The 26,343-nt window shown below is 72.0% G+C and carries 27 protein-coding genes and 2 pseudogenes; 14 read left to right on the top strand and 15 right to left on the bottom strand.

What is annotated here, in order from left to right; genetic code table 11:
• Positions 1-2: 2 nt before the first annotated feature.
• Genes ABZ815_RS42905 through ABZ815_RS42880 form a run of 6 tightly spaced genes read right to left on the bottom strand, consistent with a single transcriptional unit; the run spans position 3 to position 5,830 of the window.
• Positions 3-407 carry a gamma-glutamylcyclotransferase gene (locus ABZ815_RS42905; RefSeq protein ID WP_357707275.1) on the bottom strand — a complete coding sequence of 135 codons (405 nt, stop codon included), beginning with the start codon at positions 405-407 and terminating at the stop codon, positions 3-5.
• Entirely contained in the window at positions 404-1,363 is a 960-nt protein-coding gene (gene arcC / locus ABZ815_RS42900) for a carbamate kinase (RefSeq protein WP_357707273.1), read from the bottom strand. Before arcC ends, ABZ815_RS42905 begins: the two co-directional genes overlap by 4 nt.
• A complete protein-coding gene (locus ABZ815_RS42895; protein WP_357707272.1) occupies positions 1,360-2,787 on the bottom strand; it encodes a DUF1116 domain-containing protein in 1,428 nt (475 codons plus the stop codon). Before ABZ815_RS42895 ends, arcC begins: the two co-directional genes overlap by 4 nt.
• A 23-nt stretch (positions 2,788-2,810) precedes the next feature.
• Positions 2,811-4,334 carry an acyl-CoA synthetase FdrA gene (gene fdrA, locus ABZ815_RS42890; RefSeq protein ID WP_357707271.1) on the bottom strand — a complete coding sequence of 508 codons (1,524 nt, stop codon included), beginning with the start codon at positions 4,332-4,334 and terminating at the stop codon, positions 2,811-2,813.
• Positions 4,331-5,155: a DUF2877 domain-containing protein gene (locus ABZ815_RS42885; protein ID WP_357707270.1), complete on the bottom strand. Its 825-nt coding sequence runs from the start codon at positions 5,153-5,155 to the stop codon at positions 4,331-4,333. The genes fdrA and ABZ815_RS42885 overlap by 4 nt, the downstream gene beginning before the upstream one ends.
• 6 nt (positions 5,156-5,161) lie before the next feature.
• Complete coding sequence (locus ABZ815_RS42880) at positions 5,162-5,830, bottom strand: isochorismatase family cysteine hydrolase (protein ID WP_357707269.1); 669 nt, start codon at positions 5,828-5,830, stop codon at positions 5,162-5,164.
• 113 nt (positions 5,831-5,943) lie between these two features.
• Between ABZ815_RS42880 and ABZ815_RS42875 the strand changes: the two genes are divergently transcribed.
• Positions 5,944-6,825: a LysR family transcriptional regulator gene (locus ABZ815_RS42875; protein ID WP_357707267.1), complete on the top strand. Its 882-nt coding sequence runs from the start codon at positions 5,944-5,946 to the stop codon at positions 6,823-6,825.
• Positions 6,826-7,052: 227 nt separating this feature from the next.
• Positions 7,053-7,586 carry a DUF2165 domain-containing protein gene (locus tag ABZ815_RS42870; RefSeq protein WP_357707265.1) on the top strand — a complete coding sequence of 178 codons (534 nt, stop codon included), beginning with the start codon at positions 7,053-7,055 and terminating at the stop codon, positions 7,584-7,586.
• A gap of 24 nt (positions 7,587-7,610) precedes the next feature.
• Here ABZ815_RS42870 and ABZ815_RS42865 read toward each other — a convergent pair whose 3' ends face one another.
• From ABZ815_RS42865 to ABZ815_RS42855, 3 genes are all read right to left on the bottom strand, one after another.
• Complete coding sequence (locus ABZ815_RS42865; RefSeq protein WP_357707263.1) at positions 7,611-8,228, bottom strand: DUF6461 domain-containing protein; 618 nt, start codon at positions 8,226-8,228, stop codon at positions 7,611-7,613.
• Positions 8,229-8,551: 323 nt separating this feature from the next.
• Positions 8,552-8,851 carry a hypothetical protein gene (locus ABZ815_RS42860; RefSeq protein ID WP_357707262.1) on the bottom strand — a complete coding sequence of 100 codons (300 nt, stop codon included), beginning with the start codon at positions 8,849-8,851 and terminating at the stop codon, positions 8,552-8,554.
• 115 nt (positions 8,852-8,966) lie between these two features.
• Positions 8,967-9,116, bottom strand: coding sequence for an NUDIX domain-containing protein (locus tag ABZ815_RS42855; protein WP_357707261.1), 150 nt, complete (start codon positions 9,114-9,116; stop codon positions 8,967-8,969).
• 105 nt (positions 9,117-9,221) lie between these two features.
• Between ABZ815_RS42855 and ABZ815_RS42850 the strand changes: the two genes are divergently transcribed.
• The 4 genes from ABZ815_RS42850 to ABZ815_RS42835 all read left to right on the top strand — a co-directional run bounded on the left by ABZ815_RS42850 (position 9,222) and on the right by ABZ815_RS42835 (position 13,250).
• Positions 9,222-9,725, top strand: coding sequence for a carbonic anhydrase (locus ABZ815_RS42850; RefSeq protein WP_357707260.1), 504 nt, complete (start codon positions 9,222-9,224; stop codon positions 9,723-9,725).
• A gap of 55 nt (positions 9,726-9,780) precedes the next feature.
• Positions 9,781-10,176 (top strand): hypothetical protein, encoded by a 396-nt coding sequence (locus tag ABZ815_RS42845; RefSeq protein ID WP_357707259.1) that lies wholly within the window; start codon positions 9,781-9,783, stop codon positions 10,174-10,176.
• Positions 10,177-10,267: 91 nt separating this feature from the next.
• Positions 10,268-11,827 carry a multicopper oxidase family protein gene (locus ABZ815_RS42840; RefSeq protein ID WP_357707257.1) on the top strand — a complete coding sequence of 520 codons (1,560 nt, stop codon included), beginning with the start codon at positions 10,268-10,270 and terminating at the stop codon, positions 11,825-11,827.
• A gap of 121 nt (positions 11,828-11,948) precedes the next feature.
• On the top strand, positions 11,949-13,250 hold the full coding sequence (locus ABZ815_RS42835; protein WP_357707255.1) for an MFS transporter: 1,302 nt from the start codon (positions 11,949-11,951) through the stop codon (positions 13,248-13,250).
• Between the two features lie 72 nt (positions 13,251-13,322).
• Here ABZ815_RS42835 and ABZ815_RS42830 read toward each other — a convergent pair whose 3' ends face one another.
• From ABZ815_RS42830 to ABZ815_RS42820, 3 genes are all read right to left on the bottom strand, one after another.
• Complete coding sequence (locus ABZ815_RS42830) at positions 13,323-13,511, bottom strand: PQQ-binding-like beta-propeller repeat protein (RefSeq protein ID WP_357707346.1); 189 nt, start codon at positions 13,509-13,511, stop codon at positions 13,323-13,325.
• Between the two features lie 291 nt (positions 13,512-13,802).
• Positions 13,803-15,227 carry an amidase family protein gene (locus tag ABZ815_RS42825; protein ID WP_357707254.1) on the bottom strand — a complete coding sequence of 475 codons (1,425 nt, stop codon included), beginning with the start codon at positions 15,225-15,227 and terminating at the stop codon, positions 13,803-13,805.
• Positions 15,228-15,607: 380 nt separating this feature from the next.
• On the bottom strand, positions 15,608-17,077 hold the full coding sequence (locus ABZ815_RS42820; protein WP_357707253.1) for an SDR family oxidoreductase: 1,470 nt from the start codon (positions 17,075-17,077) through the stop codon (positions 15,608-15,610).
• Positions 17,078-17,234: 157 nt separating this feature from the next.
• On the opposite strand from ABZ815_RS42820, the gene ABZ815_RS42815 reads away from it, so the two are divergent.
• The 4 genes from ABZ815_RS42815 to ABZ815_RS42800 all read left to right on the top strand — a co-directional run bounded on the left by ABZ815_RS42815 (position 17,235) and on the right by ABZ815_RS42800 (position 21,569).
• On the top strand, positions 17,235-18,485 hold the full coding sequence (locus ABZ815_RS42815) for a deoxyribodipyrimidine photo-lyase (RefSeq protein WP_357707251.1): 1,251 nt from the start codon (positions 17,235-17,237) through the stop codon (positions 18,483-18,485).
• Between the two features lie 96 nt (positions 18,486-18,581).
• Positions 18,582-19,598 carry a helix-turn-helix domain-containing protein gene (locus ABZ815_RS42810; protein ID WP_357707250.1) on the top strand — a complete coding sequence of 339 codons (1,017 nt, stop codon included), beginning with the start codon at positions 18,582-18,584 and terminating at the stop codon, positions 19,596-19,598.
• Positions 19,599-19,647: 49 nt separating this feature from the next.
• The gene (locus ABZ815_RS42805; RefSeq protein ID WP_357707248.1) at positions 19,648-20,760 is read left to right on the top strand and encodes a polysaccharide deacetylase family protein; all 1,113 of its coding nucleotides are present in this window, start codon (positions 19,648-19,650) and stop codon (positions 20,758-20,760) included.
• A 119-nt stretch (positions 20,761-20,879) separates the two neighbouring features.
• Positions 20,880-21,569, top strand: coding sequence for a DUF4097 family beta strand repeat-containing protein (locus ABZ815_RS42800; RefSeq protein ID WP_357707246.1), 690 nt, complete (start codon positions 20,880-20,882; stop codon positions 21,567-21,569).
• A gap of 15 nt (positions 21,570-21,584) precedes the next feature.
• On the opposite strand, the gene ABZ815_RS42795 is transcribed toward ABZ815_RS42800, so the two are convergent.
• Positions 21,585-22,553, bottom strand: coding sequence for an AraC family transcriptional regulator (locus ABZ815_RS42795; RefSeq protein ID WP_357707245.1), 969 nt, complete (start codon positions 22,551-22,553; stop codon positions 21,585-21,587).
• Between the two features lie 71 nt (positions 22,554-22,624).
• Here ABZ815_RS42795 and ABZ815_RS42790 point away from each other — a divergent pair, with 71 nt between their 5' ends.
• The 3 genes and pseudogenes from ABZ815_RS42790 (at position 22,625) to ABZ815_RS42780 (ending at position 24,850) form a co-directional block, all read left to right on the top strand.
• On the top strand, positions 22,625-23,470 hold the full coding sequence (locus ABZ815_RS42790) for an NmrA family NAD(P)-binding protein (protein ID WP_357707244.1): 846 nt from the start codon (positions 22,625-22,627) through the stop codon (positions 23,468-23,470).
• Positions 23,467-23,823 carry a DUF4440 domain-containing protein gene (locus ABZ815_RS42785; protein WP_357707242.1) on the top strand — a complete coding sequence of 119 codons (357 nt, stop codon included), beginning with the start codon at positions 23,467-23,469 and terminating at the stop codon, positions 23,821-23,823. The genes ABZ815_RS42790 and ABZ815_RS42785 overlap by 4 nt, the downstream gene beginning before the upstream one ends.
• Before the next feature lie 357 nt (positions 23,824-24,180).
• Positions 24,181-24,850, top strand: a pseudogene (locus ABZ815_RS42780) (transposase).
• Here ABZ815_RS42780 and ABZ815_RS42775 read toward each other — a convergent pair.
• Entirely contained in the window at positions 24,750-25,265 is a 516-nt protein-coding gene (locus ABZ815_RS42775) for a hypothetical protein (protein WP_357707241.1), read from the bottom strand. The pseudogene ABZ815_RS42780 and the gene ABZ815_RS42775 overlap by 101 nt on opposite strands.
• A gap of 500 nt (positions 25,266-25,765) precedes the next feature.
• On the opposite strand from ABZ815_RS42775, the gene ABZ815_RS42770 reads away from it, so the two are divergent.
• The gene (locus ABZ815_RS42770; RefSeq protein WP_357707239.1) at positions 25,766-25,960 is read left to right on the top strand and encodes a Clp protease N-terminal domain-containing protein; all 195 of its coding nucleotides are present in this window, start codon (positions 25,766-25,768) and stop codon (positions 25,958-25,960) included.
• Positions 25,961-26,122: 162 nt separating this feature from the next.
• On the opposite strand, the pseudogene ABZ815_RS42765 reads toward ABZ815_RS42770, so the two are convergent.
• Positions 26,123-26,343, bottom strand: a pseudogene (locus ABZ815_RS42765) (hypothetical protein); the annotation flags it as partial.

Below are 26,343 nucleotides of genomic sequence, written 5' to 3'. Positions count from 1 at the left end.
GGTCAACCCTCTCCGAGCGTCGCGACGTACCGCCGCCAGCCCGTGAACTCGGTGATCTCCCGCTTGCCCGCCACCAGGAACGGCTCGCCGATCACGCCCAGCACCTCCGTGCCGTCGGCGAGGCTGACCTTGCCGACGGACAGTCCGGCGGGCTCGGACAGCAGCACCCCGGCCAGCCCTTCGGCGGGCACCTCCCAGACCTCCACCTCGACCGACACGCCGCTGCCGTCGGTGGTGCGGATCATCGCGGGGTGCCGGTCGTCGATGCTCCACAGCCGGTAGCAGGGGGCCGTGGCGTCCTCGCGCAGGAACGTGGCGCCGGCGCCGGTGAGGTTGCCGTTGAGTTCGAGGCCGCGCATCAGCGTGCCGTTGACGGCGAGCGCCACGCCGGTGGTGGTGCCGGTCATGCTGTTTCTCCCTTGCTGATCCAGGTGCCGGTCGTGCCGGACAGGGCGTCGGCGAGCCGGTCGGGGGCGGTGATCAGGCCGTACGACGTGGGCCTGGCCCGCAGGAAGTCGATGATCGCCTCCACCTTGGGCCGCATGCTGCCCTCTCCGAAGTGCCCCTCGGCGGCGTACTCGGCGGCGGTGTCCGGGGTGAGGTGGTCGAGCCACTGCTCCCGCGGCGTGCCGAAGTGGATCGCCACCCGGTCCACGCCGGTCGGGATGGCCAGCAGGTCCGCGCCGAGCTCGGCGGCGAGCAGCGCTGCGGCGCGGTCCTTGTCGATCACCGCCTCGACGCCGGTGAGCAGGCCCGTGGCGTCGCGGGCGACGGCCACGCCTCCGCCGCCGCCGGCCACCACCACGGTTCCGCCGCCGACGAGGTCGCGGATGGTGCCGAGCTCGACGATCTCGACGGGCTCGGGCGAGGCCACCGTACGGCGCCAGCCGCGTCCGGAGTCCTCGGCCACCGTCCAGCCGAGTTCGTCGGCGTAGCGGCGGGCGGTCTCCTCGTCGAAGAACGACCCGATCGGCTTGGTGGGCCGGTCGAAGGCCGGATCGGCGGGGTCGACCACGGTCTGCGTCACCAGGCTGACCACCGGGCGGCTCAGGCCGCGTACGGCGAGCTCGTTGGAGAGCGCCTTGGTGAACATGTACCCGATCGCGCCCTGGGTGTCGGCGACCGCGTAGTCCAGCGGCACCGGCGCGACCTCGGCGGCGGCCAGCTCGGAGCGGCGCAGGATGAAGCCGACCTGCGGGCCGTTCCCGTGGGTGACCACGACGTCCCAGCCCTTGGCGATCATGTCGACGATGGCCGGCACGGTCCGCACGACCGTGTCGTACTGGTACGGAATCGCCTCGTGGGCGGCGTCGCGGACGAGCGCGTTCCCGCCGAAGGCGACGACGGCGAGCCCGGCCTTCATGCCGCCGCCCCCGCCGCTCCGGCGGCGAGCCCGAGCCCGTCGGCGAGGGCGACGACCGCCTGGGTGAAGCAGGGCAGCGGCGCCGTGGTGACGCCCGCGCCGATCTGCCCGACACCGGCCTCCTTGTGCGCGATGCCGGTGTTGATGACCGGCTGGATGCCCGTGTCGGCGACGGCGCGCACGTCGATGCCGGCCGCGCTCGCGCCGAAGTCGAGCGCGGGCAGGGTGAACACCGGGTTCGTGCCGATCGTGATCTCCCGCATCCGCCGGCTGTGCGCGGTGGCGTCGGCCGGCGTGCCGCCGACGAACTTGACGATCGCCGGCGAGGCGGCCATCGCGAAGCCGCCGAGCCCCGCGGTCTCGGTGATCGCGCTGTCGCCCAGGTCGGGGGCGGCGTCGTCCAGGCCGTAACCGGGGAAGAAGAGACCGTCGACGGGGTTGGCCGGCGCCTGGAACCAGCGGTCGCCGGTGCCGGAGACGCGGATGCCGAAGTTGACGCCGTTGCGCGCCATCGCGGTGACCATCGAGCTGTGCGGCACCCCGGCGGCGGCGTCGAGCATGGCCTTGCAGGCCGCCATCGACACGTTCAGGAAGAAGTGGTCGTTGCCGGTGATGAACTCGGCGGCCCTGCGCAGCACGGCGTTGTCCGGCCCGGTCGCGATGAGCGCGGGCAGCAGCTGCTTGAGCAGCAGGCCGGTGGCCGCCGCGTTGCGGTTGTGCACCTCGTCGCCCATGTGCAGCGCCTGGCCGATGAGCGGCTTGAGATCGAGGCCGTCCAGCCGCCGGACGGCGGGCCGCAGCGCCGTGGCCAGCTCGGTGCCCATCCACCTCAGCCGGTCGAGCACCTCCGGACCGTTCGCGCCGAAGCGCAGCACCTTGCCGAGGCCCTCGTTGAAGTTGCTGTAGGCGAGGTTGCCCGAGGTGGCGTCGCGCACCACCCAGACGGGCATCGACGGGCTGATGACGCCGGCCATCGGGCCGACCGCGCCGTAGTGGTGCGCCGGGGAGAAGGAGATCGCGCCCGACGCGGCGAGCTCGGCCGCCTGCTCGGGGGTCCGCGCCCAGCCTTCGAACACGACGGCCCCGGCGATCGCGCCCTTGACCGGGCCGGCCATCCGCTCCCAGGCGATGGGCGGGCCCGAGTGCAGGATCAGCCGCTCCGCGGCCAGCTCGGGGATGGCCTCCTTCGCCGGTACGACGTCCGTCAGCACCGGCCGCGCGGACAGGTACCGCTCGAAGGCGACCTGGTTGGCCCGCTCGACCTCCGGGTGGCGGACGAGCCTGGCCAGCGCCAGCGCGGCCGCCGGGTCGCCTCCCGCGGGAGGACGCCAGTCCAGGGTGGTCACGGACCCTCCGGCGGCGCGGATGTCGTCCCCGAACCCGGCGAGACCGACGTTGACCACGTCGAGGTGCTCGCTCCACATATGTCTCTGCCTTCCTACCCCGGTCACGGGGTCATCCGGGCGGCGATCACGGCCGCCTGGGCGTTGTTCTCCGCCACCAGGACGCCGGCCTCGCGCAGCCGCGCCACGACGGCCGACCGGTCCTGCGGGTCGTCGTCGGTGCCGCAGACGTGCGCGACGAACGCCGGGGCGGGGCCCTCGCGTCCGGCCCGCGCCCGGCCGATGGCGTCGAGCAGGCCGGAGATCGGGTCGTCGGCCGCGCCGTACCCGAGCACGACGTCGAACAGGACGACGGCGGTGGCCGGGTCGGCGGCCTCGGCGAGCAGCCGCTCGTCGCGCGGCGCCGGGTCGATCATGGGATGCGGCCGCCCCCGCGTGAACACGTCGTCGCCCAGGTCGAGGATCGTGTGCCCGACGCTGACGGCGACGTCCGCCGGCGCGGTGTTGCCCGCCACGGGCGTGTTCGACGCGGCCCGCACGCCCTCGGCCAAGGCCAGGAGCTGCGCCTCGTAGCAGAACGTGCCACCGGTGAACACGCCGCGCAGGTCACGCTGCTCCGGTGCGAGACTCACCTGCTCGTACGGCTCCACCGGCCGATCCTCGGGCCGGGCCTCCCCCCGGACGAGCGCCACCGCGGCGTCGGCGGCCCCGGCCAGCGTGCCGGCGAACCGCACCCCCGGGGTGTCGCCGCCGAACGCGGCCGGGTCGGCGCCGAGGAAGCAGATCACGACGGGCACGTCGAGCGTGCGCGCCTCCTCGACCACGGTCTTGGCGACCGTCTCGGCCGGAGGCTTGGAGACCAGCACGATGACGTCCGTCTTCTCGTCGGCGGCCAGGGCGCGCAGCCCGCGGAGCATGGAGATCGCTCCGACCTCCGCCGACAGGTCGTGGCCGCCGGTGCCGAACGCCTGCGAGATGCCCTCTCCGAGCTGGTGCACCCGTGAGGTGATCTCCTGCATGCCGGTTCCCGACGCGCCCACCACGCCGACGCGGCCACGCCGCACGACGTTGGCGAAGCCGAGCGGAAGGCCGTCCACGATCGCGGTGCCGCAGTCGGGGCCCATCACGAGCAGGTCCCGCTCCTCGGCGAAGCGCTTGATCTCGATCTCCTGGTCGATCGGGACGTTGTCGCTGAACACCATGACGTTCAGCCCGAGCCGCAGCGCCTTCAGCGCCTCGGCGGCGGCGTACGGTCCGGGCACCGAGATCAGCGCCAGGTTGTGCGCCGGGTTCTGCTCCACGGCCTGCCGCAGGCTCCGGAGCGGCGGCGCCGCAACGTCGCCGGCGGTCTCGCGGGACGGCTGCTCGGACAGCCGCTCGTCGGCCAGCTCCAGTGCCTGCGCGGTGGCCTGCTCCTCGCCCAGCACCGCGACGACCAGGTCGCCGGGGCCGGCCTGCACCTCGCCCAGTCCGGCCTGCCGGAGGTTGTCCAGGTTGGTGCCGGTCCCCATCACGACGGAGGCCGTCCGGATGCCGGGCAGCTCGGCCAGCGCCGCGGAGAGCGCCATCAGGGCGACCGAGTCCTGATAGCGGTTGGGGTAGATGCGATGTTCGCGAATGCTGCTCATGCCGCCTTCCGATCTGGGGAGAAACCGAGTACGCGCAGGCCGAGCAGGACGCCGGCGACGCCGTCGGCTCCCGAGCTGGCTCCCACGCGCAACGCGGCCTGGGTACGGGCCGGCACCGCCGTGCGGTCGGCTCCGGTGACGAGCGCGTCCACCAGGTCGAGGATCGGCTCGCTGAAGTGGCCCTCGGCAGCGAGCCGCAGGTAGTGGGCGGCGACGTCGGTGGTGCGGTGGGCGTGCCGGCGCACGCCGTCCGCGAGGGTGCGGAACGCCCGCGCGGGCGCCGGGCCGCCCGCTGACCGGGCGGTCCGTGACAGGACGGCCAGCGTGCCGACCAGCAGGTCGTCGCCGCTGGGGGTCAGGCCGGGCCCGAACCCGACCAGCCGCGCCACGGCCCCTGGCACGTCGTGCGGCCGTCCGATCAGCGCCTCCAGCAGGCTTTCCGCTCGTCCGTCGAGGCCGGGCACGGTGAGGCCCTCGGCCTCGACGTACCGCTCGCGCAGCTCCGCGACCTGCCGCCAGCCGGTGACCGTGGACGACGCCCGTGCCGGCGGCGGTGGCGTCCAGACCGGCACGTCCCGCAGATCGAGCACGTGCGCGCCGAACGACAGCAACCCCGACCTGCACCGGACCGGATCGCCCACCCGCGCCGCAGGCCGCCACCCCGTCACACGGACGGACGTCGGCGTGTGCGGCGCGACGGCGTCGTGCACGGTCAGCAGGAGGCCGTCCACGGCCAGGTTGCACGCGGTCGCGAAGACGCTGTGGACCGTTCCGGCGAAGTCCGGCCCCGGCACCAGATAGCCGGCGGAGACGGCGACCATGTCGAGCTAGCCGTTCAGCAGGTCCACGGCGCGCTTGGAGTCCGACACCCAGCCGAAGATCGCGCCCTGCGCCTTGATCATGTCGAGCCCGACCCGGAGGAACTCGGGGAAGTAGGAGCCCACGCAGTCCTCCAGGACCACGCACTCGTACCCGCGGTCGTTGGCCTCGCGCACCGTGGTGTGCACGCACACCTCCAGGGTCACGCCGCAGACCAGCAGCGTGCGGATCCCCCGGCTGCTCAGGATCGCCTCCAGGTCGGTCGCGTAGAACGCGCCCTTGCCCGGCTTGTCGATCACCGGCTCGCCCTCGATCGGGTAGAGCTCGGGGACGATGTCGTGCCCCTCCTCGCCGCGGACCAGGATGCGGCCCATCGGCCCGTCGGTGCCGATGAACGTCTTGCCGCCCCGCGTCCGCTTGGCGGGCGGGCAGTCCGTGAGATCGGTACGGTGGCCCTCGCGGGTGTGGATCACGAGCATCCCGGCGGCCCGCGCCGCCTCCAGGACCGCCCGCGTCGGCTCGATCGCGCCGCGCAGCAGCGAGACGTCGTTGCCGAGCAGTTCCCCGAAACCGCCCGGCTGCAGGAAGTCCCGCTGCATGTCGATCACGACCAGCGCCGTCGTCGCCGGGTCCAGCTCCAGATCGAACGGCTCGGCTGCAATGCTCCTGGCAGTCACAGGCCAACTCCCTTGTTGTCCAGCGGTGTTCACGCTCAGTACCCAGACTGCCTTCCACCAGGCTATTCTGTCCAACAGATAGACTTGGTAGCCCTCATCGAAACGGTCGATAAATGGAGCTCAGGCAGCTCTCGCACTTCCTCGCCGTGGCCCGGCGACGCAGCTTCACCCTGGCGGCCCACGACGTCAACGTCGTCCAGTCGTCACTGAGCGCATCCATCCGCCAGCTCGAACGCGAGCTCGGCGCCACCCTCTTCGACCGCACCACCCGCCGCGTCGAGCTCAGCCCCGCCGGCCGCGCCCTCCTCCCGATCGCCCGCCACATCCTCGCCGACGCCCGCGCGGCCAAGGCGGAGATCTCCGCCGTCCAGGGGCTGCTGCGCGGGCAGGTGGCGCTCGGCACGATCCAGATGCTCACCTGGATCGACCTTCCCGAGGTGCTGGCCCGCTTCACGAAGGCGTACCCCGGGGTCGAGATCAGCCTCCTGGAGGCCCCGGTCGACGAGATGATCGAGGCGTTGCGCAGCGGCGAACTGGACCTCGCCTACCTCGCGTGCGGCGTCGACGAGCTGCCCGCGGCGCTCACGGTGATCGACAGCGACACCGAGCCGCTGGCGGTGGCCGCGGGCCCCGACCACCCGCTGGCCGGGCAGCCCGGCGTCCGGCTGGCCGACCTGGAGGCGGAGCCGTTCGTCGAGTTCCAGGCCGGGACCGGGCTGCAGACCGTCGTCGACCGGCTGTGCCACGACGCGGGGCTCAAACGGCGGATCGTGCTCAGGACCACCCAGCTCGAACTGCTGGCCTCGCTGGTCAGGCACGGGCTCGGCCTCGCCGTCCTGCCCGTGGGCGTGGCCCACCAGGCCGGCCTGACGGCCGTCCCGATCATCGGGAACACCGCGGACCGGACCGTCGCGCTGGTCACCCGGGCCGGCCACGACAGCAACCCGGCCGTACGGGCCCTGCTCGACCTCCTGCGACCCGACCCCGCCGGGTAGCCGCGCCGGTCGCGGATCGGACAGGGGGCGAGCGCAGCTACAATCGGTCGCGTTGTTCCACCTCAGGCTGAGGGGCCCGCGACGTCACCACCAGTGACGGAGCCAGTGGAGCGGCCCGGCGAGTTCCTCCACGCCGGGCGAGCGGGCCCCGTGGATCTTTCCCCATCGCAGGACACCTCCTCTGGGCTCGTGTGCTCATTCGATCAGAGATGTCAAAGGAAAGAACCTTGGCCCGCTTCGACACCATCGTCGCCATTCGCCTGGCGAAGGCGCTGCTCACCTTCACCGTCGGCGGCTTCGCGCTGCTCGTCGTGTTCGGCAACCTCACCGACTACGGCACGAACTTCGAGTTCGTCCGGCACGTCCTGGCCATGGACGCCCAGAAGCCCGAGCTCGCCGCGGTCAGCCAGATCAACTACCGCGCCATCCCGTGGACGTGGGCGCACCACGTCGCCTACGTCGGCGTCATCCTCACCGAGGCGGTCATCATGGTGACCTGTCTCGTGTCCGCCTGGCAGCAGGCCAGGGCCGTCGGCCGCGACGACGCCGCCTTCCACCAGGCCAAGCGCTGGGGCGTCGTCGGCTGCACGGTGGCCCTGCTCCTGTGGTTCTTCGGCTTCCAGGCCATCGGCGGCGAATGGTTCGGCATGTGGATGAACGGCACCTGGAACGGCATCCCCGACGCGGTGCGGCTGTGCACGTACATCGGGGTCGTCCTGGTCTTCCTCAGCCTCCGCAACGACACCCGCGAGAACGCCTGAGCAGCCCGGCGGGATCCGGGGCCGTCAGGAGGCGGGCCTGATGCGCGAGTGCCGCGCCAGGAACCAGTCGGTGGCGATGTCGGTTTCCGTGACGCGCCCGATCAGCGCCAAGGCCGAACTGATGCTCTCCGGATCCTCCACGGGGTTGTCGCGGACGTCGTCATCGCTGATCTCGAAGCGCAGCCCGTCCATCAGACGATCGAGCGCGTGCGGGTCGTCGCCGGACCGCCTCCAGTCGTCGGGCGAGAGCGGGTCGAAGGAGACGACCATGCGGCCGTCGCGGGCGTATTCGAAATAGGCGTTGCCGGTGATGTCCATGTGGAGGCCGAGGGCCTGACGGCCGCCTTCGGTGACCGAGCACAGGAACTCGCCGTGGCCGTGCGCCGGCACGACGCCGATCCAGCCGTTGACCTCGGCCACCCAGGTGGATCCGTCGTCGATGTTGTGGTCGAGGATCTCGCTCAGGTGGCACGGGGTCCGGGTGGCGAGGTCCAGGTGGAAGGTCCGGGCGAGCGACCCGAGGTCCGCGCCCTGGACCCACATGGCGCTGAATCCCAGCGCCCACAGGTCCATCTCGGCGTCGAGCCCCTCGGTGAAGAGGGTCGCGACCAGAAGGTCGTGCAGGTAGGTCGGTGACCGCATGGCCGCCTCTCGAAGGAGGGGCATTCCGCGGGACGCCCCCAACCGCGTGTCCGGATCCTGATCATCCGGGCTCGCCGCACCAAGGACAAGCCCCACCCCGCCGGACGGCTCAGGCGGGGTGGAAAGACCTGGACCAGGCCCGCGTAGGGAGAGAACGCCGGCGCATACCAGCCCTGCTGCTCCTCACCATCGAGCCATCACGGCTCCTGCGCGTCTCCCACACCCTCAAAACACTTCAAGCTTGAACCTGACGTCCACACGGCCCGCACTCGTCGAGAGCCGCAGGGCGGCCGCGATCGGCCGCCCGTACGGCCCTTGCCGGATCAGTTCACGGCGAGGAAGCTTCCGATGTTGCCCTGCTTGACGTCCCCGGGCTCTACGGGGTCGAAGACCTTGATCCGGCAGTTCGAGTCCGGGAAGACCAGGACGGTGCCCGCGGTGCGGTTCAACAGGCTGCTGCCGGGGCCGAAGCCGGGGTGGCACTGGTTGGGCTGAGGGTTGTCGATGATCCTGCTCTGACCGTCCGGCGAGAAGAGGCGCACGAAGCCGGGAGCGGCGGAGGCGGGGGCGGCGCAGGTGAGCGCCAGGACGACGGCGGCTGAGATGACGGGAATGGGCCGCATGGAAAGTCCTTTCGAGGGCGACCAGTTACATCACAGTATGCAGTTGAGCAAATACGGGTTGTGACTCTCTCTGGCGACATAAGGTCCTGCCCACCGCCTTTACAACGTAGATTATTTACAGGCCGATGCGCCCATGCATGCCGATGGTTTCGCCCGGTTCGACCTTCCCGCCAGGCAGAGACCACGAGCGACCGGAGTCGGCGTCCTGGTCAAGGAGGAGGATCCGGCCGTCCTCGACGAGCACGCCGGCGACTCGTGCCCGCATCTCCCGGACGGTACCTCGGCAGCCGGGGGCTACACATCGCGACAATAACATGTACAGTCAGTAGGGAATGTGGACTATGTCGGCACGTCACAGGAGGACTCCCCCATGAGCGTCACCGACCAGCTGATCGCCAACTCCGAACGCTACGCCGCCGCCTTCGACGCCGGGGACCTGCCGCTGCCGCCCGCCCGAGGCGTGGCCGTGGTGGCCTGCATGGACGCCCGGCTCAACGTCTACGGCCTGCTCGGACTGCGCGAGGGCGACGCGCACGTGATCCGCAACGCGGGCGGCGTCGTCACCGCCGGCGAACGTCGCAGCCTGGCCATCAGCCAGCGCCTCCTGGGCACCCGCGAGATCATCCTCATCCACCACACCGACTGCGGCATGCTGACGTTCACCGACGACGGCTTCAAGCGCGACATCTACCAGGAGGTCGGCGTCAAGCCCGACTGGTCCGCCGAGGCGTTCCAGGACCTGGAGGCGGACGTGCGCCAGTCGGCCAGGCGCATCCAGGCCGACCCGTTCATCCCGCACAAGGACTCCGTCCGCGGGTTCGTCTACGACGTCACCACGGGCCGGCTGAGCGAGGTCAAGCTGGACGCCGCGTAAATGGCCCAACGGGCGCTTACCGCCACCATATACCAGGTAGGGGTATCGTGAGGGTGTGACTTCGGGGCGGAAGGGTCGGCCGGCGGGATTGCTCCCACCGGTGCTGCTGGCCGTGCTCATCGCCTTGGGCCTGGCCGCGATGCACACCCTCGGCCACGTCGGGGGCCAGAACCAGCCCCTGCCCGTCTCCGCCGGTGCCGTCCAAGCCCACGACGGCCCGTCTTCGATGCCCGACCACGGCGGAGCCCCGGGCGGCGGTCACGACACCGCCCCCATCTGCCTGGCCATCGCGGCCGGGCTCATCGCGCTCGCCTTGCCGTTGCTCCATGTGGCGGGCCTGCTCACCTCGTCGTCCGGCGGTCTCGCCCGCCTGGGGTGGCGCGTCGCCCGCCGGCTGCGCGGGCCGCCTGACGCTCTCGTACTGAGACGAACCGTCGTCCTGCGGACCTGAGTCGCGGACCCGGATCGCCGTGGCCGTTCGCGCCCCGGCCGGATCCGTCCGTGTCCATCCGTGAGCACGACTTCTCAGCGAGGCATCAACCATGCAGATCGATCGACGTACCATGCTGCGGGCCACCGGGCTCGGCATTCTGGGCAGCGCTCTCACCGCGTGCGCCGGTGAACCCGCCACCACCGGGCCGGCGTTCGTCACCCCCGCCGGCGAGCAGGTCCGGCAGGCGGAGCGGGCGCGCCGCACGGGCGCGGTCCGCGACTTCCGCCTGACCGCCGCCGAGAGCCAGGTGGACCTCGGCGGCGTCACCGTGCGCACCTGGGCGTACGACGGCAAGATCCCGGGCGCGCCCATCCGGGTCCAGGCCGGCGAGGTGGTCCGCGCCCGCCTGACCAACCGGCTCCCCCAGGACACCAGCATCCACTGGCACGGCCTGGCGCTGACCAACGAGGCCGACGGCGTGCCCGGCGTCACCCAGCAGCCCGTCGCCGCCGGAGCCGAGTACGTCTACGAGTTCGCCGCCCCCGACCCCGGCACCTACTGGTTCCACCCGCACTCCGGAACCCAGCTGGACCGGGGCCTGTACTCCCCGCTGATCGTCGAGGACCCCCGGGAGCCGCTCGGCTACGACGCCGAATGGGTCGTGGTCCTCGACGACTGGCTGGACGGCGTCACCGGGACGCCGGAGGAGGTCCTGGCCGAGCTGTCCCGAGGCATGAGCATGGGCATGAACCACGGCGCCGCCACCCCCACCGGCGGCATGGGCGACATGCCGGGAATGAACCACGGCGCCACCTCCGCTCCCTCCTCGGGCCCGGCCAAGCACATGCTCATGGGCGCGACGAGCCCACTGCTCGGCGGGGACGCCGGCGACGTGCGCTACCCGCACTTCCTGCTCAACGGCCGTATCCCCGCCGCCGCCGAGACCTTCCGCGCCAAGCCGGGAACGCGGTTGCGCATCCGCGTCATCAACGCCGGAGGCGACACCGCCTTCCGGGTGGCCCTGGCCGGACACCGGCTGACCGTCACCCACACCGACGGCTTCCCCGTCCGGCACGCCGAGACCGACGCGCTGCTGATCGGCATGGGCGAGCGCTACGACGTGCTGGTCACCCTCAAGGACGGCGTCTTCCCGCTGGTCGCCCTGGCCGAGGGCAAGAACGCCGTGGCCCGCGGCCTGATCCGGACCAGCGCCGGCGCCTCCGCCCCCAAGGCCGACCTGCGCCCCCGCGAACTGGACGGCGTCGTCGTCCGCCATTCCGAGCTCCGCCCGGCCGCTGCCGTGCGGCTGGCGGCCAAGAACCCCGACCGCGTCGTCAGGCTGGAGCTGACCGGCACCATGATGGCCTACGACTGGGCGATCAACGGCAAGAAGTACGACCCGAAGATCATCTCCCCGGTACGGCCGGGCGAACGCGTGCGGCTGTCGTTCGTGAACCGGACCACCATGTGGCACCCCATGCACCTGCACGGCCACACCTTCGCCCTGGCGGACGGCGGCGTTCGCAAGGACACCGTGATCGTCCTGCCCGGCAGCACGCTCGACGTCGATTTCGACGCCGGCAACCCGGGGCTCTGGATGATCCACTGCCACAACATCTACCACGCCGAATCAGGCATGATGACCCTTCTCGGCTACCAGCAGACCTGATCGCCGACCGCCCTTCGACGGAATCCGGGAATACCCCCACAGGGTATGGCGCTTACAGCGGCGCAAGGCCCGCCGGGGGCACGAACCCCCGGCGGGCGGCCCTCCACGCAGGGAGCGCGCTATGAGAAAGCTGCCATTGGCGATCTGGGCGATGGTCGTCGGAGCGTTCGCGATGGGCGCCGACGAGTTCATCGTCGCCGGTGTCGTCCGTGAGATCGCCCAGTCGTTGAACGTCACGATCGGGGCCGTCGGCGCGCTGGAGAGCGTCTACGCGCTCGGGGTCGCGATCGGCGCGCCGGTGTTCACGGCTCTGGGCACCAGGTTCGGCCGGCGGTCGATGCTCCTGACCACCACGGGCGTGTTCCTCCTGGGCAACCTGGTCTCCGCCCTCGGCCCCGCCTACGCCACCATCATGGCCGGACGGATCATCTCCGCCATGGCCCACGGCGCCTTCCTGGGCATCGCCGCCGTGTACGCCGCCGAACTGGTCGACCCGTCGCGGAAGGGACGCGCGGTGGCCATCGTCTTCTCCGGGCTGACGGCCTCCACGGTGCTCGGCGCGCCGATCGGGGCGGCGATCGGACAGGCGCTCGGCTGGCGGTTCACGTTCTGGACTTTGGTGGTCTTCGGCGGCATCGCACTGCTCGGCCTGATCGGCTCGCTGGGCCGCCGCGGCACGGCGGACGTCCAGCACGAACACCACCACGACCCCCGGCCCGGCGCCGAGTTCGAAGGGCTCGACGCGCACGCGCTGGCTCACCTGGGCGGCGCCGGCCAGGGGCCGACCATGCGCGAGCAACTCGCGGCCCTGCGCCGTCCGGCCGTGTGGGGCGCGCTGGTCACCACGATGCTCGGCTACGGAGGCGTCTTCACCAGCTACGTCTACCTCGCGCCGCAGATCACCGAGGTGACCGGGTTCGAGGCCGGCTGGGTCACGCCGCTGCTCCTGCTGTTCGGGATCGGGCTCTTCCTCGGCAACCACCTCGGGGGCAAGCTCGCGGACAGGGCGCTCATGCCCACCGTGATCGCGACCCTCGGCGCGCTGGCCGTCGCGTTGTTCGCGATGACCTTCGCCGTCGAGAGCAGGCCGGCGACGGTCGTGATGATGCTGGTCTTCGGGACCGCGGCCTTCGCCGTGGTCGCCCCGCTGCAACTGCGGGTCATGACGGCCGCGGGCCAGGCCCCGGACGTGGCGTCCGCAGCCAACATCTCCGCCTTCACCCTGGGCAGCGCCATCGGCATCTACCTGGGCGGGGCGGCCATCGACGGCGGGCTCGGCCTGAGCTCGGTCAACTGGGTCGGCGGCCTCCTCACCACGGCCGGACTGCTGACCGCCCTGGCCACCTGGAGGAGGGCGGACCAGCGGCCCGCCGTGCCGGCGGACCACCATCACCACGCGCCGCCCGCCGCCCACCACCACTGACGCGACGATCCGAAGACCTCCCCGCACGGGGAGGTCTTCCTGCTTTCGGGACGGACCTCGCGGCCAGGCGCTTCACGGGCGCACGACGAGCTCGGCCGGGCTCGGCCCGGGACGTCCGTCCGTGGCGCGCAGTGCGTACAGGTCGCCGTTGGAACTGCCGACACAGACGAGGCCGCCGGCCACGACCGGCCGGGTCTGGAAGCGTCCGCCGCTCTGGAAGCGCCAGCGAGGAACGCCGGTGGCCGCGTCCAGCGCGTGCAGTACGCCGTTCTCCGTTCAGGTCGTTCATGAGGTCTGCTCCGTCGTGGGGCAGTGCTGCCGAGGGCGAGCGGGCGGCGTACGGCATGCGCGCTCGCCCGCCCGAGGGCCTGCTCCGCGGCGTCGTCCACGTCGGGAAACGCGCCCACCTTCGCGTACGCCTTGTAACGCTGTATCTCGGCGCGCTGGTGCCGGCGGATGAAGTTCGTCGCGAAGCCGTACAACCAGGGCAGGGCCTCCGGACGGGGGCGGCCACGCCGAGCCGCCCTCGCCCACGGCCTCAGAGCGTCCGGGTCACCCCGGCAGGCGGCCCGCGAAGACCGGCGGAACCCTGTCCCGCCAGGGCATCGCCCGTTCCAGGTGCGCGGCGACCTGGAAGAGCAGGTCCTCGCGCCCGTACGCGGCGGCGAGCTGCACGCCGATGGGCAGGCCGCCCGCGCTCTGCCCCAGCGGCAGGCTGATCGCCGGCTGCCCGGTGGTGTTGAACAACTGCGTGAACGGCCCGAACCCGGACAACGTCTCCAGCCATCCCCGCAACGTCGGACCGGGATCGTCGTACCGCAGCGTGCCGTGCGGCAGCGGGAGGCGGCCCAGGGTGGGCGTGACGAGCAGGTCGTATCCGGTGAAGAAGGCCGCCGCCGACCGGGTGATCCGGTTCTGTGCGTCGAAGGCGGCCAGCATGTCCAGCGCGGTGGCCCGTCTGGCCGCCTCCAGGAACACGCGCGAGCCGGCTTCCATCCTGGCCTCGTCGGGCTGCCGTGGCGCGAGCAGGCAGGCGGAGGCGACCCCGGCGGCCTCGATCAGCCACGCCCTCATGGCGTCCTCCCGGTCGACCGCCGGGCTCGCCTCCTCGACGACGTGCCCGGCCCGCTCCAGCGCGTGGGCCGTCGCGGTCGCCGCCGCGGCGACCTCCGGGTCCACGTCCGTGCCCATCCAGGACGTGGTGGTCAGGGCGATCCGCAACCGGCCCGGGTCCGTCACGAGCTCCCGCGCGTACGGGCCGCGTGGAGGGGGCGCGGTGTACTTGTCGCCGATCCCCGGCCCGTGGACCGCGTCCAGCAGGCCGGCGGCGTCGCGGACCGTGCGCGTGAGCACGAACTCGTCGGCCATGCCCAGGACCAGCTCACCGGCCTCCGGGCCGCACGGGCCGCGTCCACGGCTCAGCTTGAGCCCGACCAGCCCGCAGCAGGCGGCCGGGATCCGGGTGGAGCCGGCGCCGTCGCTGGCGTGCGCGACCGGCACGGCCCCGGCCGCCACCAGTGCCGCCGCGCCGCCGCTCGACCCGCCCGCGGTGCGGCCGAGGTCCCAGGGGTTGCGTACGGGCCCGTAGCGCACGGGCTCGGTGGTGAAGCTGACGCACAGCTCGGGCACCGTGGTCAGGCCCAGCGTGACCAGGCCGGCGGCGCGGAACCGCGTCATCAGGTCGGTGTCGCGCCTGGCCAGGACGCCGGGATAGGCCCGGCTTCCCAGCGTGAACGGCACTCCTTCGGCCACCGGCCCGTGATCCTTGATGAGGAACGGCACCCCCGTGAAGGGCCCGTCGGCGGCGTGGTCGAGCGCCGGCGTGAACACCGGCAGCGCCAGCCCGTTGACGTGCTCGTCAACCTGCGCCAGCGCCTGGCGGGCGGCCGTCTCGACCTCGGCCGCGCCGGCCTCGCCCGTCCTGATCAGGTCGCGGAGGGCGGTGGCGTCGTACCTGGCGTACTCATGGATGTCCATGGAAAGTCCTTCTCCGGGCGCGCTCGGGCGCCCGCACGTCGATCGTCTGAGGGAAGAGTCAGGGGGTTGCCGACAAGGGGGTGACGGCTCCTGGGCCGCCCCCTGCCGGTGATCGACGTGTTCCTAGGCTCGGTACATCACCGGCCATGCTCGCAGTCGCCGTCCCGGAGGTCCACCGGGTTTCCGCCGGACCAGACGCGGGTCTACCGGCCCGTACGCCGCGACGGCGAACTACACAGGGCGACTGGCTGCTGACAGGCTGGAGGCAGCGCCGTCCGCTGTCGTTCTTCCTCGACGGCCTGCGGGCCGAAGCCGCGCATCCCCTTCCCGGCGAGCACCGTCGTTCCTGAGCCCCGCGCGTTCCCACGGCCGGGCCGGCGTCAGGACGGCGATCGCTCGCCGCGGCGGGCCGCGGCGGCCACGTTGACCGGCATCCGGCCGAAGATCAGGCCGTGGAAGGGTGAGATCGCCCACCAGTACAGATGGCCGAGCAGTCCGTGCGGATGGAAGACGGCACGCTGGGTGTAGATCGTCCGGTCGCCGGAGCGGGTGACGCCGAGCTCCAGCCAGGCCAGTCCGGGCAGCCGCATCTCGGCGCGCAGCCGCAGCAGCCGTCCGGGAAGCACCTCCTCCACCCGCCAGAAGTCGATCGAGTCGCCCACCCGCAGCCGGGCCGGGTCGCGCCGGCCGCGCCGCAACCCCACCCCGCCCACCAGGCGGTCGGCCAGGCCCCGCAACTGCCAGGCCACCGGCAGCGAGTACCAGCCGTTGTGGCCGCCGATGCCCTCGATCACCCGCCACAACGCCTCCGGGCTCGCCTGCACGGGCAGGCTGCGATCGTCCACGAACAGGCTGCCGCCCGCCCAGTCGGGATCGGTGGGCAGCGGATCGCTCGGCGCGCCCGGCGTGGACGCCGAGGACCAGCGCGTGGCGACGTCGGCCTCCTTGATCTTCTTCAGCGCCAGCGACACCGCCTGACGGAAGCCGATCAGCCCGCCCTCGGGGTCGGGCACGTGGCGTGCGATGTCGTGCTCACCGCACACGGCCTCGTTGCGCAGCGACTCCACCAGCGGACGGGCGATGCTCACGGGGACCGGCGTGACCAGCCCCACCCACAGGCTCGACAGCCGGGGGGTGAGCAGCGGCACCGGAATGATCAACCTCGGCGGCAGCCCGGCGACCGCGGCATAGCCGTGCATCATGTCGGCATAGGTGAGGACGTCCGGCCCGCCGATGTCGAACCCCCGGTTGACCGTCCCCGGCGCATCCGCCCACGCGACCAGATAGCGCAGCACGTCCCGCACCGCGATCGGCTGCGTACGGCTGCGCACCCAGCGCGGCGTCGTCATCACCGGCAGCCGCTCGGTCAGGTGGCGAAGCATCTCGAACGAGGCCGACCCCGACCCGATGATCACCGCGGCCCGCAGCACCACCGCCGGCACCGCGCCCCGCAGGAAGATCTCCCCCACCTCGGCCCGGGACGACAGGTGCGGCGAAAGCCGCTCGTCCGCCGTCAACCCGCCCAGATAGACGATCCGCCGCACGCCCGCCTCGGCCGCCGCCGTCGCGAACGTGCGCGCCGCCAGCCGGTCCCGCTCGGCGAACCGGCCACTCGTCCCCATCGCGTGGATCAGGTAGTACGCGACCTCCACCCCGTCCAGCGCCAGGCGCGTACGCTCGGCGTCCGTGGCGTCGGCCTCGACCGCCTCGACCTGTTCCGCCCAGGGCAGGTCGCGCAGGCGTCCGGCCGAGCGCACCATGCAGCGCACGTCATGACCGGCGGCCAGCAGCTCAGGCGCCAGCCGTCCGCCGATGTAACCCGTCGCCCCGGTGACCAGGCACAATGCCATGCCCACGCACCTTCCCCGTCCCCCACGCCTCATGCTCGGGACGGCGGGGGCGATCCGTGCCCGGCGCGGCTGCTTGCCTCGTCCCGGAGGCGTCGGTCACGCTCCGCAGGCGTGCGGGCGCGGCCCGCGGGCATCTCTCGTCGCGAAGGAGCCATCGGTGGACACGGTGATCGTCCTGTTCAACAGGGACCTGCGGGTGCACGACCATCCGGCCCTGACGGCCGCCTGCGAGGGCGCCCGCGCCGTGCTCCCCCTGTTCGTGCTGGACGACGCCGTCCCCGCCGGGCGCCGCCGCGGCTTCCTGCTGGAGTGCCTGGCCGACCTGCGGGCGTCCTTGCGGGCACGCGGTGGAGACCTGATCGTCCGGCACGGCGACGTCGTGACCGAGACCATGAAGCTCGTCCAGGAAACCGGAGCCGAGGCGGTCTTCGCCAGTGCCGACGTCAGCCTGCTGGCCGGGCGCAGGCAGGACCGGTTGGCCCGCGAACGGATCTCGTACCAGCTCTTCCCCGGGGTCACGGTGGTGCCGCCCGGCGCGCTCACCCCGTCCGGGGGCGGGGATCATTACCGGGTCTTCACGCCGTACTGGCGCGCCTGGAGCCGGCACCGGAACCGTCCCCTGCTCGCGGCGCCTCGCCAGGTGCCGACGCCCCACGACCTCGGCGCCGGGCGGCTGCCGGTCCAGGCCCGGCCGGAACCCGTGCCCGGCGGCGAGAGCGCCGCCCGCGACCGCGCCCGGCGGTGGATCCGTCGTGACCTGGGGGGATACGCCGACGGCCACGACGACCTGGCCGGTGACCGTACGTCCCGGCTGAGCCCGTACCTGAGGTTCGGCTGCCTGTCCCCGCTGGAACTGGCCCACCTGGCCGCAGGCGGCGAGGCGTTCCTCCGCCAGCTGTGCTGGCGCGACTTCTACCACCAGGTCACGTACGCCTTCCCGCGGATCAACCGGGACGACTACCGCCCCCGCGGCCACCGCTGGCGCGACGACGAGGACGCGCTGCAGTCCTGGCGGGAGGGCATGACCGGGCTCCCCATCGTGGACGCCGGCATGCGCCAGCTCCTCGCCGAGGGCTGGATGCACAACCGGGCCCGCCTCATCGTGGCCTCCTACCTGGTCAAGATCCTCGGGATCGACTGGCGGGCCGGCGCCCGGCACTTCTTCGAGCTCCTCCTCGACGGCGACGTGGCCAACAACTCGGGCAACTGGCAGTGGATCGCCGGCACCGGCAACGACACGCGCCCCAACCGCGGCTTCAACCCGCTGCGCCAGGCCCAGCGATTCGACCCGGCGGGCGACTACGTACGCCGTTACGTCCCCGAGCTGGCCGGCGTGCCCGCCGCCCACGTCCATCAGCCGTGGCGGCTGGAGGCTCCCCCGAGCGGCTACCCCCGTCCGATGCTCTGACCGTTCGCTGGACTTTCCGCCCGAAATGGCCCCTGACGAGCGAGTTATTGACGTCTGAGCGATATCGTGATCATGCGCTGATCGTCGGGAGGCAGCATGACGGGGATGGAGCACACCTGCCCCCCGCACATCACGAGGTTGATCCTGCTCGCGGGCGGGGCCGCCGGGCTCGACCGGAGCAGGCTGACGCGCGTCCCCGGGCTGGCCGTGGCGGGTGAGGACGGCATCCGCCTGCCGTCCGCCTCGCTCGTACGGATCTGGCAGGAATGGGAGACGGCGTTGCGCGAGCGCGGCGGCGGCACGCTGCCGTGGAAGTTGTGGCAGCCCGGTTCGCTGGGGGTGTGGGACTACCTCTTCTCCACCGCCGACACCCTCGTCGACGCCTTCCGCGAGGGCGACCGGCACGCCGCCGCGATCACCGATCCGGCGGAGTCGTTCACCGTCACCGTCGACGGGGCCGGGCGGCTGACGGTCGACTTTCGCGGCGTCTTCGCCGGTCACCCGGTGTTTCCGATCATTTCCGAGTTCGCCACCGGGCTGATCCTGATCTCGGCGCGCTCCGCCGCCGGACGACCGTTGACCCCGGTGCGCGTGACGCTGCCCGGCGCGGCGCCGCGCCGCCACGACTACCTGATGGAGGCGTACGGCACGACGCATTTGGAGTTCGGCGCCGAGCTCCCTTCGGTCACCTTCTCCGCGACCGACGCGCGCGCTCGCCTGCCGCGGGCGGACCCGGCCCTCGCCACGATCCTGCGCGACCACGCGCGCACCACGCTGGCCGGCGCCCGGCCGGTGCTGGGCCGGCTGGACCGGTTCCGCGTGGAGGTCGAGCTGAGCCTGCCCGACGGAGACCTCCCCGCCGTCGCCCACCGGCTGCGCATGGCGCCGCGCACCTTGCAGCGCCGTCTGCGTGAGGAGGGCACGAGCTGGCGCGAGGAGATCGAGCGGGTACGGCGCCAATGGGTGGAGCACCTGCTGCAGAACACCCGCATGACGGTGGAGTCGATCGCCGCGCGCACCGGCTACGCCGACCAGCGGGCGCTGCGCCGGGCGATCCATCGCTGGTACGGCCACGGCCCCGCGGCACTCAGGCGGGATATGTCCCCTTCCTGACGCCTTCGGTCCTCCTGCTGGACCTGGCGTGATCCGTACGGTCACCGGCATGAGAGTTCGCACTGAGCAGAAGGCCGGACGCCGGCAGTGGTTCGGGCTGGCCGTCCTGTTGCCGCCGACCATGCTGCTCACCGCGGACCTGGGCGTTCTGTGGCCGGCCACCCCCTTCGTGACCGCCGATCTGCGGCCGCCGAGCGCCGAGTTCCTCTGGATCATCGACATCTACGGCTTCATGACCGCCGGTTACCTGCTGGCCCTGGCGGCGACCGGCCCACGAATCCCATCAGAACGAGGAAGAACCATGGAGAACGCACTGTACGCCTACGACCCGATCGTCGACCGGCCGCCCATCCGCTGGCCCGGGGACGCCAGGGTGGCCTTCTACGTCGGCCTGAACGTCGAGCACTTCCTGTTCGGCCGGCCGTCGACGAGCCTGAACGAGGCCACCTCGGCCCTGGTGCCCGACCCGCTGAACCACGGCTGGCGCGACTACGGCCCCCGGGTGGGTTTCTGGCGGGTGACGGAATGCCTGGACCGCCACGGCGTCCGGGCCAGCGTCCTGCTCAACTCGTCCGTGTGTGACCACTACCCGCAGATCATCCAGGCCGGTACGGCCCGCGACTGGGCGTGGGTGGCACACGGGCGGACCAACTCGGTCCTGCCGTCCGGCATGTCCGAGGACGAGGAACGCGCCGAACTGGCCGCGATGGTCGCCACGATCGAAAAGGCGACCGGCCGCCGGCCGCGCGGCTGGATGGGCCCGGCGCTCAACGAGACCCTCCGGACCCCCGCCCTGCTGGCCGAGCTCGGCCTGAGCTACGTGCTCGACTGGACCTGCGACGACCAGCCGTTCCGGTTGAACGTGCCCGGGATGCTGAGCGTGCCGTACTCGGTGGAGGTCAACGACCTCGGCCTGTTCACGGCGCACGGGATGACAGGGCCGGACTTCCTGCAACTGGTGAAGGACCAGTTCGACCAGCTGTATGCGGACTCGGCCACGAGCGGGCGGGTCATGGCGCTGGCCCTGCACCCGTTCGTGATCGGCCAGGCCTTCCGCGCCAAGTACCTCGACCAGGCGCTGGCCTACATCGCCGGGCACCCCGGCGTGTGGCTGACCACCAGTGACGAGATCGCCGCCCACTACGCGAGCGGTGCGTCATGAGCGCAGGCAGGCGGTGGTGGGGGCGCGGCGGTGCTGGGACGGGTGTCGGGCGCTCCTCCATGCCCATTGGGGGGTGTACCTCACTGTGCCGCGCTCCCCGGTCCAGCAGGATCGTCGGTATGAGGGCGACGGGGACGGCGGGCGGCCTGGTTCTGGCCGCGCTGGTACTGACCGGATGCGGGCTGCAGGGCATCACGAAGGCGGCCAACCAGGAGCAGGTCACCTACAAGGTGACGGAGAAGGTGGCCGGGCTCTCCCTGGTCGGTGGGGCGGGCGAGGTCAGGGTCAGCGAGACGTCCGGCGCCGCGGTCCGGGTCGTGGAGACCCACCGCTGGTCGGCCGAACGTCCGGTCGCCGAGCACGAGGTGGAAGGTGACACGCTCACCATGAGCTACGACTGTTCGGCGGCCACGGACAACTGCTCGGTCGACTACGTGATCGAGGTGCCGGAGGGGCTGCGGGTGGAGGTCGAGACCGGCTCGGGGGGTGTCGACCTGCGCGGGCTCGGCGGTCCGCTGAAGGTGAAGGTCGGCTCGGGCGACGTCTCGGCGACCGGGCTCACCGGCAGGGAGTTCACGGGGCAGACGGGCTCGGGGGACATCGCACTGACGTTCGCGAGCGCGCCGGACAAGGTCGGCGTGACGTCCGGCTCGGGGCACGCCAAGCTCACGCTTCCGGCGGAGCCGTACGATGTCGAGACCAGCACGAAATCCGGGGACACGAACGTCACGGTGACCGACGATCCGGGCGCGTCCCGGAAGATCGTGGCCACGTCCGGGTCGGGCGACATCGAGGTCCTGCGCGGCTGACCGGGCCGGCGGGCGCTACCTCGGGTCGCGCGTCACGTCCGTCGTCCCGAGTGCGGTGTGCCGAGCCGAGCGGCGGCGGTAGTCGCCGGGGGTGGTCCCGTACTGCTGGCGGAAGGCCAGGTGGAAGCCGACCGTCGAGTGGTAGCCGACACGCTCGCCGATCCGGCTGTGGGCGAGCGTGGTCTCGCTCAGCAGGCGTGCGGCCTCCTGCATGCGGCGGGCGGTCAGGTGCCGGATCGGCGCCTCGCCGACCAGTTCGCGGAAGGTCGCCGCGAACGCCGAGCGCGACATCCCGGCCTGGGCCGCCAGCGACTCCACCGTCCAGGGCTCGGCGAACCTCGTCTGCACGGCGTGCAGCGCCGTCCCGATCGCCGGGTGACGCAACGCCCGCAGGACCGGCGAGCCCTCGGCCAGCTCGCCCACGGCGGCCCGCAACGCCAGGACGAAGACCAGCTCGAAGGCGCGCAGGGCGACCAGCGTCGCGCCGGGTTCGGCCAGGTCCCACTCGCCGGCCAGCCGTCCGAGGGTGCCGCCGAGCAGCCCGTGACCTTCCAGCGCGGCCCGGTCGAGCACCAGGACGGGTGGCAGCGCCCGGTAGATCGGCGAGATGGCGGCCCGGTCGTAGTGGAGCCCGCCGCACAGCAGGACGGTCCGCTCGCCGGGCCCGCCCAGCTCGACGGTGCTCACGCCGCCCTGCGGCCGCTCGGGCAGCACAGCCGCGAGCGGCACGGCGGGACGCCCCGGCCGGTCGCCCAGCCGGTGGGCGCTGCCGTGCGGGAAGACGGCCAGGTCCCCGGCGCGCAGCAGGACGGGCTCGGCGCCGGGCAGCTCGACGGCACAGGTGCCCTCGTGCACGTAGTGCAGCAGCGCGCAGTCCTCGCTCTCGCCCGCGACGCCCCAGGGCGAGCCAGCCTGCCAGCGGCTGTGGAAGACGCCCTCCAGCCGCAGCGGGGCCAGCAGAGCGCTCAGCAGGTCACCATCCACCGGACGATCCTTAAATAACCCGATATTTCGCTTTATCGAGCGTATCGCCGATTGGGTGAAGGCTATCCGGCATGACCTTTCTTGTGATCGGCGCTGCAGGCGCCCAGGGCGGCGCGGTCGCGCGGCGGCTCGTCGCCGAGGGACACACAGTGCGCGGCCTGACCAGGAGCGGCCGAGTTCCGCACGGGGTGGAGCCGGTCACCGGCGACCTCGGCGACGCCGAGGCGGTGAAGGCGGCCTTCGCCGGGGTGACGCACGCCTCGGTGACGCTCCCCATGGTCTACGAGCCGGACACGGTGGCCGCCCACGTCCATCATGTGCGCGACGCCGCGCTGGCGGCCGGGGTGCGGCGGCTGGTGTTCAACACCGCCAACCGGTTGCCCGAGGCCACCACGCAGGTGGCGGCCTTCGAGACGCGCCGGTGGGCGGTGCGGGCGCTGCGGTCGGCCGGGCTGCCGGTCGTGGTGTTGTGCCCGCCGGTCTACCTGGACAACCTGGCCGCGCCGTGGGTGGCGGGTCCGCTGGCGGCCGAGGGCGTGCTGCGCTACCCGCTGCCCGCCGACCTGCCGGTGCCCTGGCTTTCGCACGACGACCTGGCGGCCGCCACGCACGCCGCGCTCGTGCGTGACGATCTGGAGGGAGCCGTCCTCAGGCTCGGCGGGCCCGACGTGGTGACCGGCGACGAGCTGGCGGCCGCCTTCGGCGCCCGTTACGCCGCGCAGGATCCGGACGAGTTCGAGGCGGGCCTGACGATGGCGCTGGGCGCGCCGACGGCCGCCGTGGTGGCGGCCACCTACCGCTGGGCCGCCGCCGACCGCGACCTGTTCGCGGCCGACCCCGAGGTGGCCGACCTGCTGGGCCTCCGGCTGACGCCGCTGCGCACCTGGATCGCCGCCCAGCCCTGGGCGACCCGGTGAACGGCGTCGAGGCGGAGATCGTCCGCCACCACGAGGTCATCGAACGCTGGCTCACCGGTGCCGCCGCGCGGGAGGAGTTCGCCCGCTTCGCCGACGCCCACGCCCCCGGCTTCACGCTCATCACCCCCGACGGCCGGACGCTCCCCCGCGACCAGGTCCTCGCCGAGGTCGAGGCACTCCACGGCAGGGCACCCGGGCTGACCATCGAGATCCGCCACGTACGGATCGTCGCCTCCGACGGCGCCCTCGCGGTGGCCACCTACCAGGAGGTCCAGCCGGATCGGACCCGGCAGTCCACGGCGGTCCTCCAGGCCGCCACGTGGTTGCACCTGCACGAGACCTGGCTCCCGTGACGGCGTCGGTGACGGCACGCCCCTCCACGAAGGCCCTGCCGCCTCCTTCACCATCCTCAGAGACAAGATCCTCGGAGCGTGTTCGAGAAGATCAGCTTGAGGGGGTGGAGCCGTGACACTCGCATCAGCCCACCGAGCCGGTTGGCAGGCTGCGGACATGTTCGGGAGGCGCGGTGGTCGCAGCGTTGACCATCAGGAGGCTGGGGCCTCCCTGACCGCGGCGGACAGCCAGACGGTCAGCCCGGTGAGGGTCACGAGGGCGATGACGACCAGTGCAGGAAAGTACCAACCCGGAAAAGCGGCCCGAGATCGGCATCGCCGGAAGGATAGAGCACGATCGCGTAAGTGGCTGCGCGGATAGGGGCGGTTGGGGAGACTGGCGGCAGAGCGGGTACGAGTCCTGGCGAACCGCTGCGGGAGCAGTTCGCGGCCCTGTTGCCAATGCGGCCGGAGTTCCACCCGGGCCATCCGTTGGGCTGTCATCGCAGGCGTATCGGTGACCGGGTCGCTGTGGACGGCCGCATCACCAAGGCGCCTGGTGGTGGTGAGGTGGCGGGGCGTTCCCCGGTCGACCGCGGCAAGCAGGGCTTGAAGCGTTCCGGGATGACGGACGGTTACGGCATTCCGCTGGGCCGTGTCCTGGCCGGAGCGAACCGTCACGACTCCCCGCTGCTCGCCGCGACCCTGGACCTGCTGGACGACCTCCGGCCCCTGCCCGACGACATCACCGTGCACCTGGACGCCGGCTACGACTCCGACAAGACCCGCGCCCTGCTTGCCGAACGTGGCCTGGACGGCCGGATCGCGCACAAGGGCGAGAAGGCACCGGTCCAGGCAAGCGACAGGTGGCATGTGGAGCGTACCCATGTGGGACAACCGACCCAACCGCCACCCGGGAACACACGCCCGATGGCGCGTCGAGCGGCTCATTGCTCGTCGTCGAGGCCCTCAACGTCGACAGGCTGCCTTCCGTCGAACGTCACGAGGATTCCGTAGGGGTCCGCCAGCCGGAGTCTGCTCTCCGTGAAACGGATTGCCCAGGTTTGGTCGGCCCACACGGTTGCTTCGGGAACTGCCAGGGGCAACTCCGGAAGGTCGAGCCAGCTCAGTTCCTCAGTTGTGAGTTCGAAGTGCGATTCCCGGAGTCGGGTGCGGCAGTACTCCAAAGCTTGGTCGACGAAGACATCGAAGTGGCTCACGACGTCATGAGCGAAATGGAGGGTGGCCTCTTCCGGCGGGGCGGCTGGCTCGATCACCAGACTCATCCCGGTCTCCACCGCGCCTGTCGGCTCCGGGAAGTAACCGGTCCAGCAGGCCAGCGATGGAGGGCTCTCCATCCTTCTCAACACAACCCCGGCGATACGCACAGTCGCGGGCAGTTTCGCGTCAACGCCAGGCTCTTCAACGCCCGAGCTTCTCGTCGGTGCGCCATTGCCGGTCATCGGCTCAGCATAGGTCAAGCCTGGTCACGATGATGATCGACAGCCGAGGCACGTAGCCACTTGCGCCCTCCGCCCCAAGCCCTATTCCGCGCGGTCTGTAAGTGCCCAGTACGGCCAGGGCGAGACTCGTCAGGTAGACCACGCCGGTGGCCGTGCACAGCACGAGGCCGCCGGCGGTGGATCGGCGATCCAGCCGGCCGCCCAGTTCCGCGAGCACGGCCGCCAGGCACCCGAGACGGTAACCATCTCTGTCAGCCGCAGATGTGACGGGCCTGACGTCGGGCGGGTCCGGCACGGGTAAGACGACGGGCAACCCCGTACAAGAACGCGGCCACGCGCGACACTCACGCCGCCACCGCCACAACGGCGACCGGAGCGCCGTCCAGCAGGACAGGCAGATCGGCCCTGGAGGCGCTGGACCGTGAAGCCTACGCGCCGTCGGCATCGACCTCGGATGCCTCGCCACCGATCCAGGCGCCCCCTCCCGCAAGTACCCGCCGATGACCTCCACCGCCCAGGCGGTCCTGACGAGCGCCGTCAAGGCCGCGAAGGCCCGGACCCGCGACGTCGACACCAGGCACCTGCTGCGGGCACTGCTGGAACTGGATCGTCCCGGCCCGGCGGCAGAACTGCTTGCCCGGCTGGGCGTGGATCACGCGGCCGTGTCGCAACGCCTCGCCCGGGACGCTTCCTGAGGCATCTGGGCGACCAGCCGCGTCACGTGTGGCGGCGGCTACGTCGCCATGCGTCCGGCTCCACCTGGCCCGGCCTGTGCTTGCGCCTCACGGTGCAGGCTGCCACAGGCGCGTTGTCGGGGGGCCAGGGCGGCCGCGCGGCGGCGCCCTGCCCCGGCCTTGTCAGGGGCCAGGGTGATGGATCAGGTGCAGGACACCGGTGGCGAAGGTGGCCGAGTGGACCAGTCGCAGCGGGGTCGGACCGCTGCCGGCGAAGAGCCGCTCTCCATGACCGAGGACGACCGGGTGGAGCAGGAGGATGTCGGCTTCGTCGAGCTGGCCGGAGACGGCCGCGGCCATCTCCTCGTCGTAGTAGGGGAAGTGCCACTGCTCGGGGGCTTCCA

Source organism: Nonomuraea sp. NPDC047529 (assembly GCF_040642995.1).
Lineage (GTDB): Bacteria > Actinomycetota > Actinomycetes > Streptosporangiales > Streptosporangiaceae > Nonomuraea.
This window is presented reverse-complemented; position numbering and strand designations above follow the sequence as displayed.

What these genes read in the sequence shown, in the direction of transcription:
- ABZ815_RS42860 (WP_357707262.1), bottom strand. Translation starts at nt 8,851, where the DNA reads ATGCGGCCCATTCCCGTCATCTCAGCCGCCGTCGTCCTGGCGCTCACC.
- fdrA (WP_357707271.1), bottom strand. Translation starts at nt 4,334, where the DNA reads ATGAGCAGCATTCGCGAACATCGCATCTACCCCAACCGCTATCAGGAC.
- ABZ815_RS42865 (WP_357707263.1), bottom strand. Translation starts at nt 8,228, where the DNA reads ATGCGGTCACCGACCTACCTGCACGACCTTCTGGTCGCGACCCTCTTC.
- ABZ815_RS42800 (WP_357707246.1), top strand. Translation starts at nt 20,880, where the DNA reads ATGAGGGCGACGGGGACGGCGGGCGGCCTGGTTCTGGCCGCGCTGGTA.
- ABZ815_RS42850 (WP_357707260.1), top strand. Translation starts at nt 9,222, where the DNA reads ATGAGCGTCACCGACCAGCTGATCGCCAACTCCGAACGCTACGCCGCC.
- ABZ815_RS42840 (WP_357707257.1), top strand. Translation starts at nt 10,268, where the DNA reads ATGCAGATCGATCGACGTACCATGCTGCGGGCCACCGGGCTCGGCATT.
- ABZ815_RS42875 (WP_357707267.1), top strand. Translation starts at nt 5,944, where the DNA reads ATGGAGCTCAGGCAGCTCTCGCACTTCCTCGCCGTGGCCCGGCGACGC.
- ABZ815_RS42790 (WP_357707244.1), top strand. Translation starts at nt 22,625, where the DNA reads ATGACCTTTCTTGTGATCGGCGCTGCAGGCGCCCAGGGCGGCGCGGTC.
- ABZ815_RS42895 (WP_357707272.1), bottom strand. Translation starts at nt 2,787, where the DNA reads ATGTGGAGCGAGCACCTCGACGTGGTCAACGTCGGTCTCGCCGGGTTC.
- ABZ815_RS42770 (WP_357707239.1), top strand. Translation starts at nt 25,766, where the DNA reads ATGACCTCCACCGCCCAGGCGGTCCTGACGAGCGCCGTCAAGGCCGCG.
- ABZ815_RS42810 (WP_357707250.1), top strand. Translation starts at nt 18,582, where the DNA reads ATGACGGGGATGGAGCACACCTGCCCCCCGCACATCACGAGGTTGATC.
- ABZ815_RS42855 (WP_357707261.1), bottom strand. Translation starts at nt 9,116, where the DNA reads ATGCGGGCACGAGTCGCCGGCGTGCTCGTCGAGGACGGCCGGATCCTC.
- ABZ815_RS42820 (WP_357707253.1), bottom strand. Translation starts at nt 17,077, where the DNA reads ATGGCATTGTGCCTGGTCACCGGGGCGACGGGTTACATCGGCGGACGG.
- arcC (WP_357707273.1), bottom strand. Translation starts at nt 1,363, where the DNA reads ATGAAGGCCGGGCTCGCCGTCGTCGCCTTCGGCGGGAACGCGCTCGTC.
- ABZ815_RS42775 (WP_357707241.1), bottom strand. Translation starts at nt 25,265, where the DNA reads ATGACCGGCAATGGCGCACCGACGAGAAGCTCGGGCGTTGAAGAGCCT.
- ABZ815_RS42885 (WP_357707270.1), bottom strand. Translation starts at nt 5,155, where the DNA reads ATGGTCGCCGTCTCCGCCGGCTATCTGGTGCCGGGGCCGGACTTCGCC.
- ABZ815_RS42805 (WP_357707248.1), top strand. Translation starts at nt 19,648, where the DNA reads ATGAGAGTTCGCACTGAGCAGAAGGCCGGACGCCGGCAGTGGTTCGGG.
- ABZ815_RS42825 (WP_357707254.1), bottom strand. Translation starts at nt 15,227, where the DNA reads ATGGACATCCATGAGTACGCCAGGTACGACGCCACCGCCCTCCGCGAC.
- ABZ815_RS42905 (WP_357707275.1), bottom strand. Translation starts at nt 407, where the DNA reads ATGACCGGCACCACCACCGGCGTGGCGCTCGCCGTCAACGGCACGCTG.
- ABZ815_RS42835 (WP_357707255.1), top strand. Translation starts at nt 11,949, where the DNA reads ATGAGAAAGCTGCCATTGGCGATCTGGGCGATGGTCGTCGGAGCGTTC.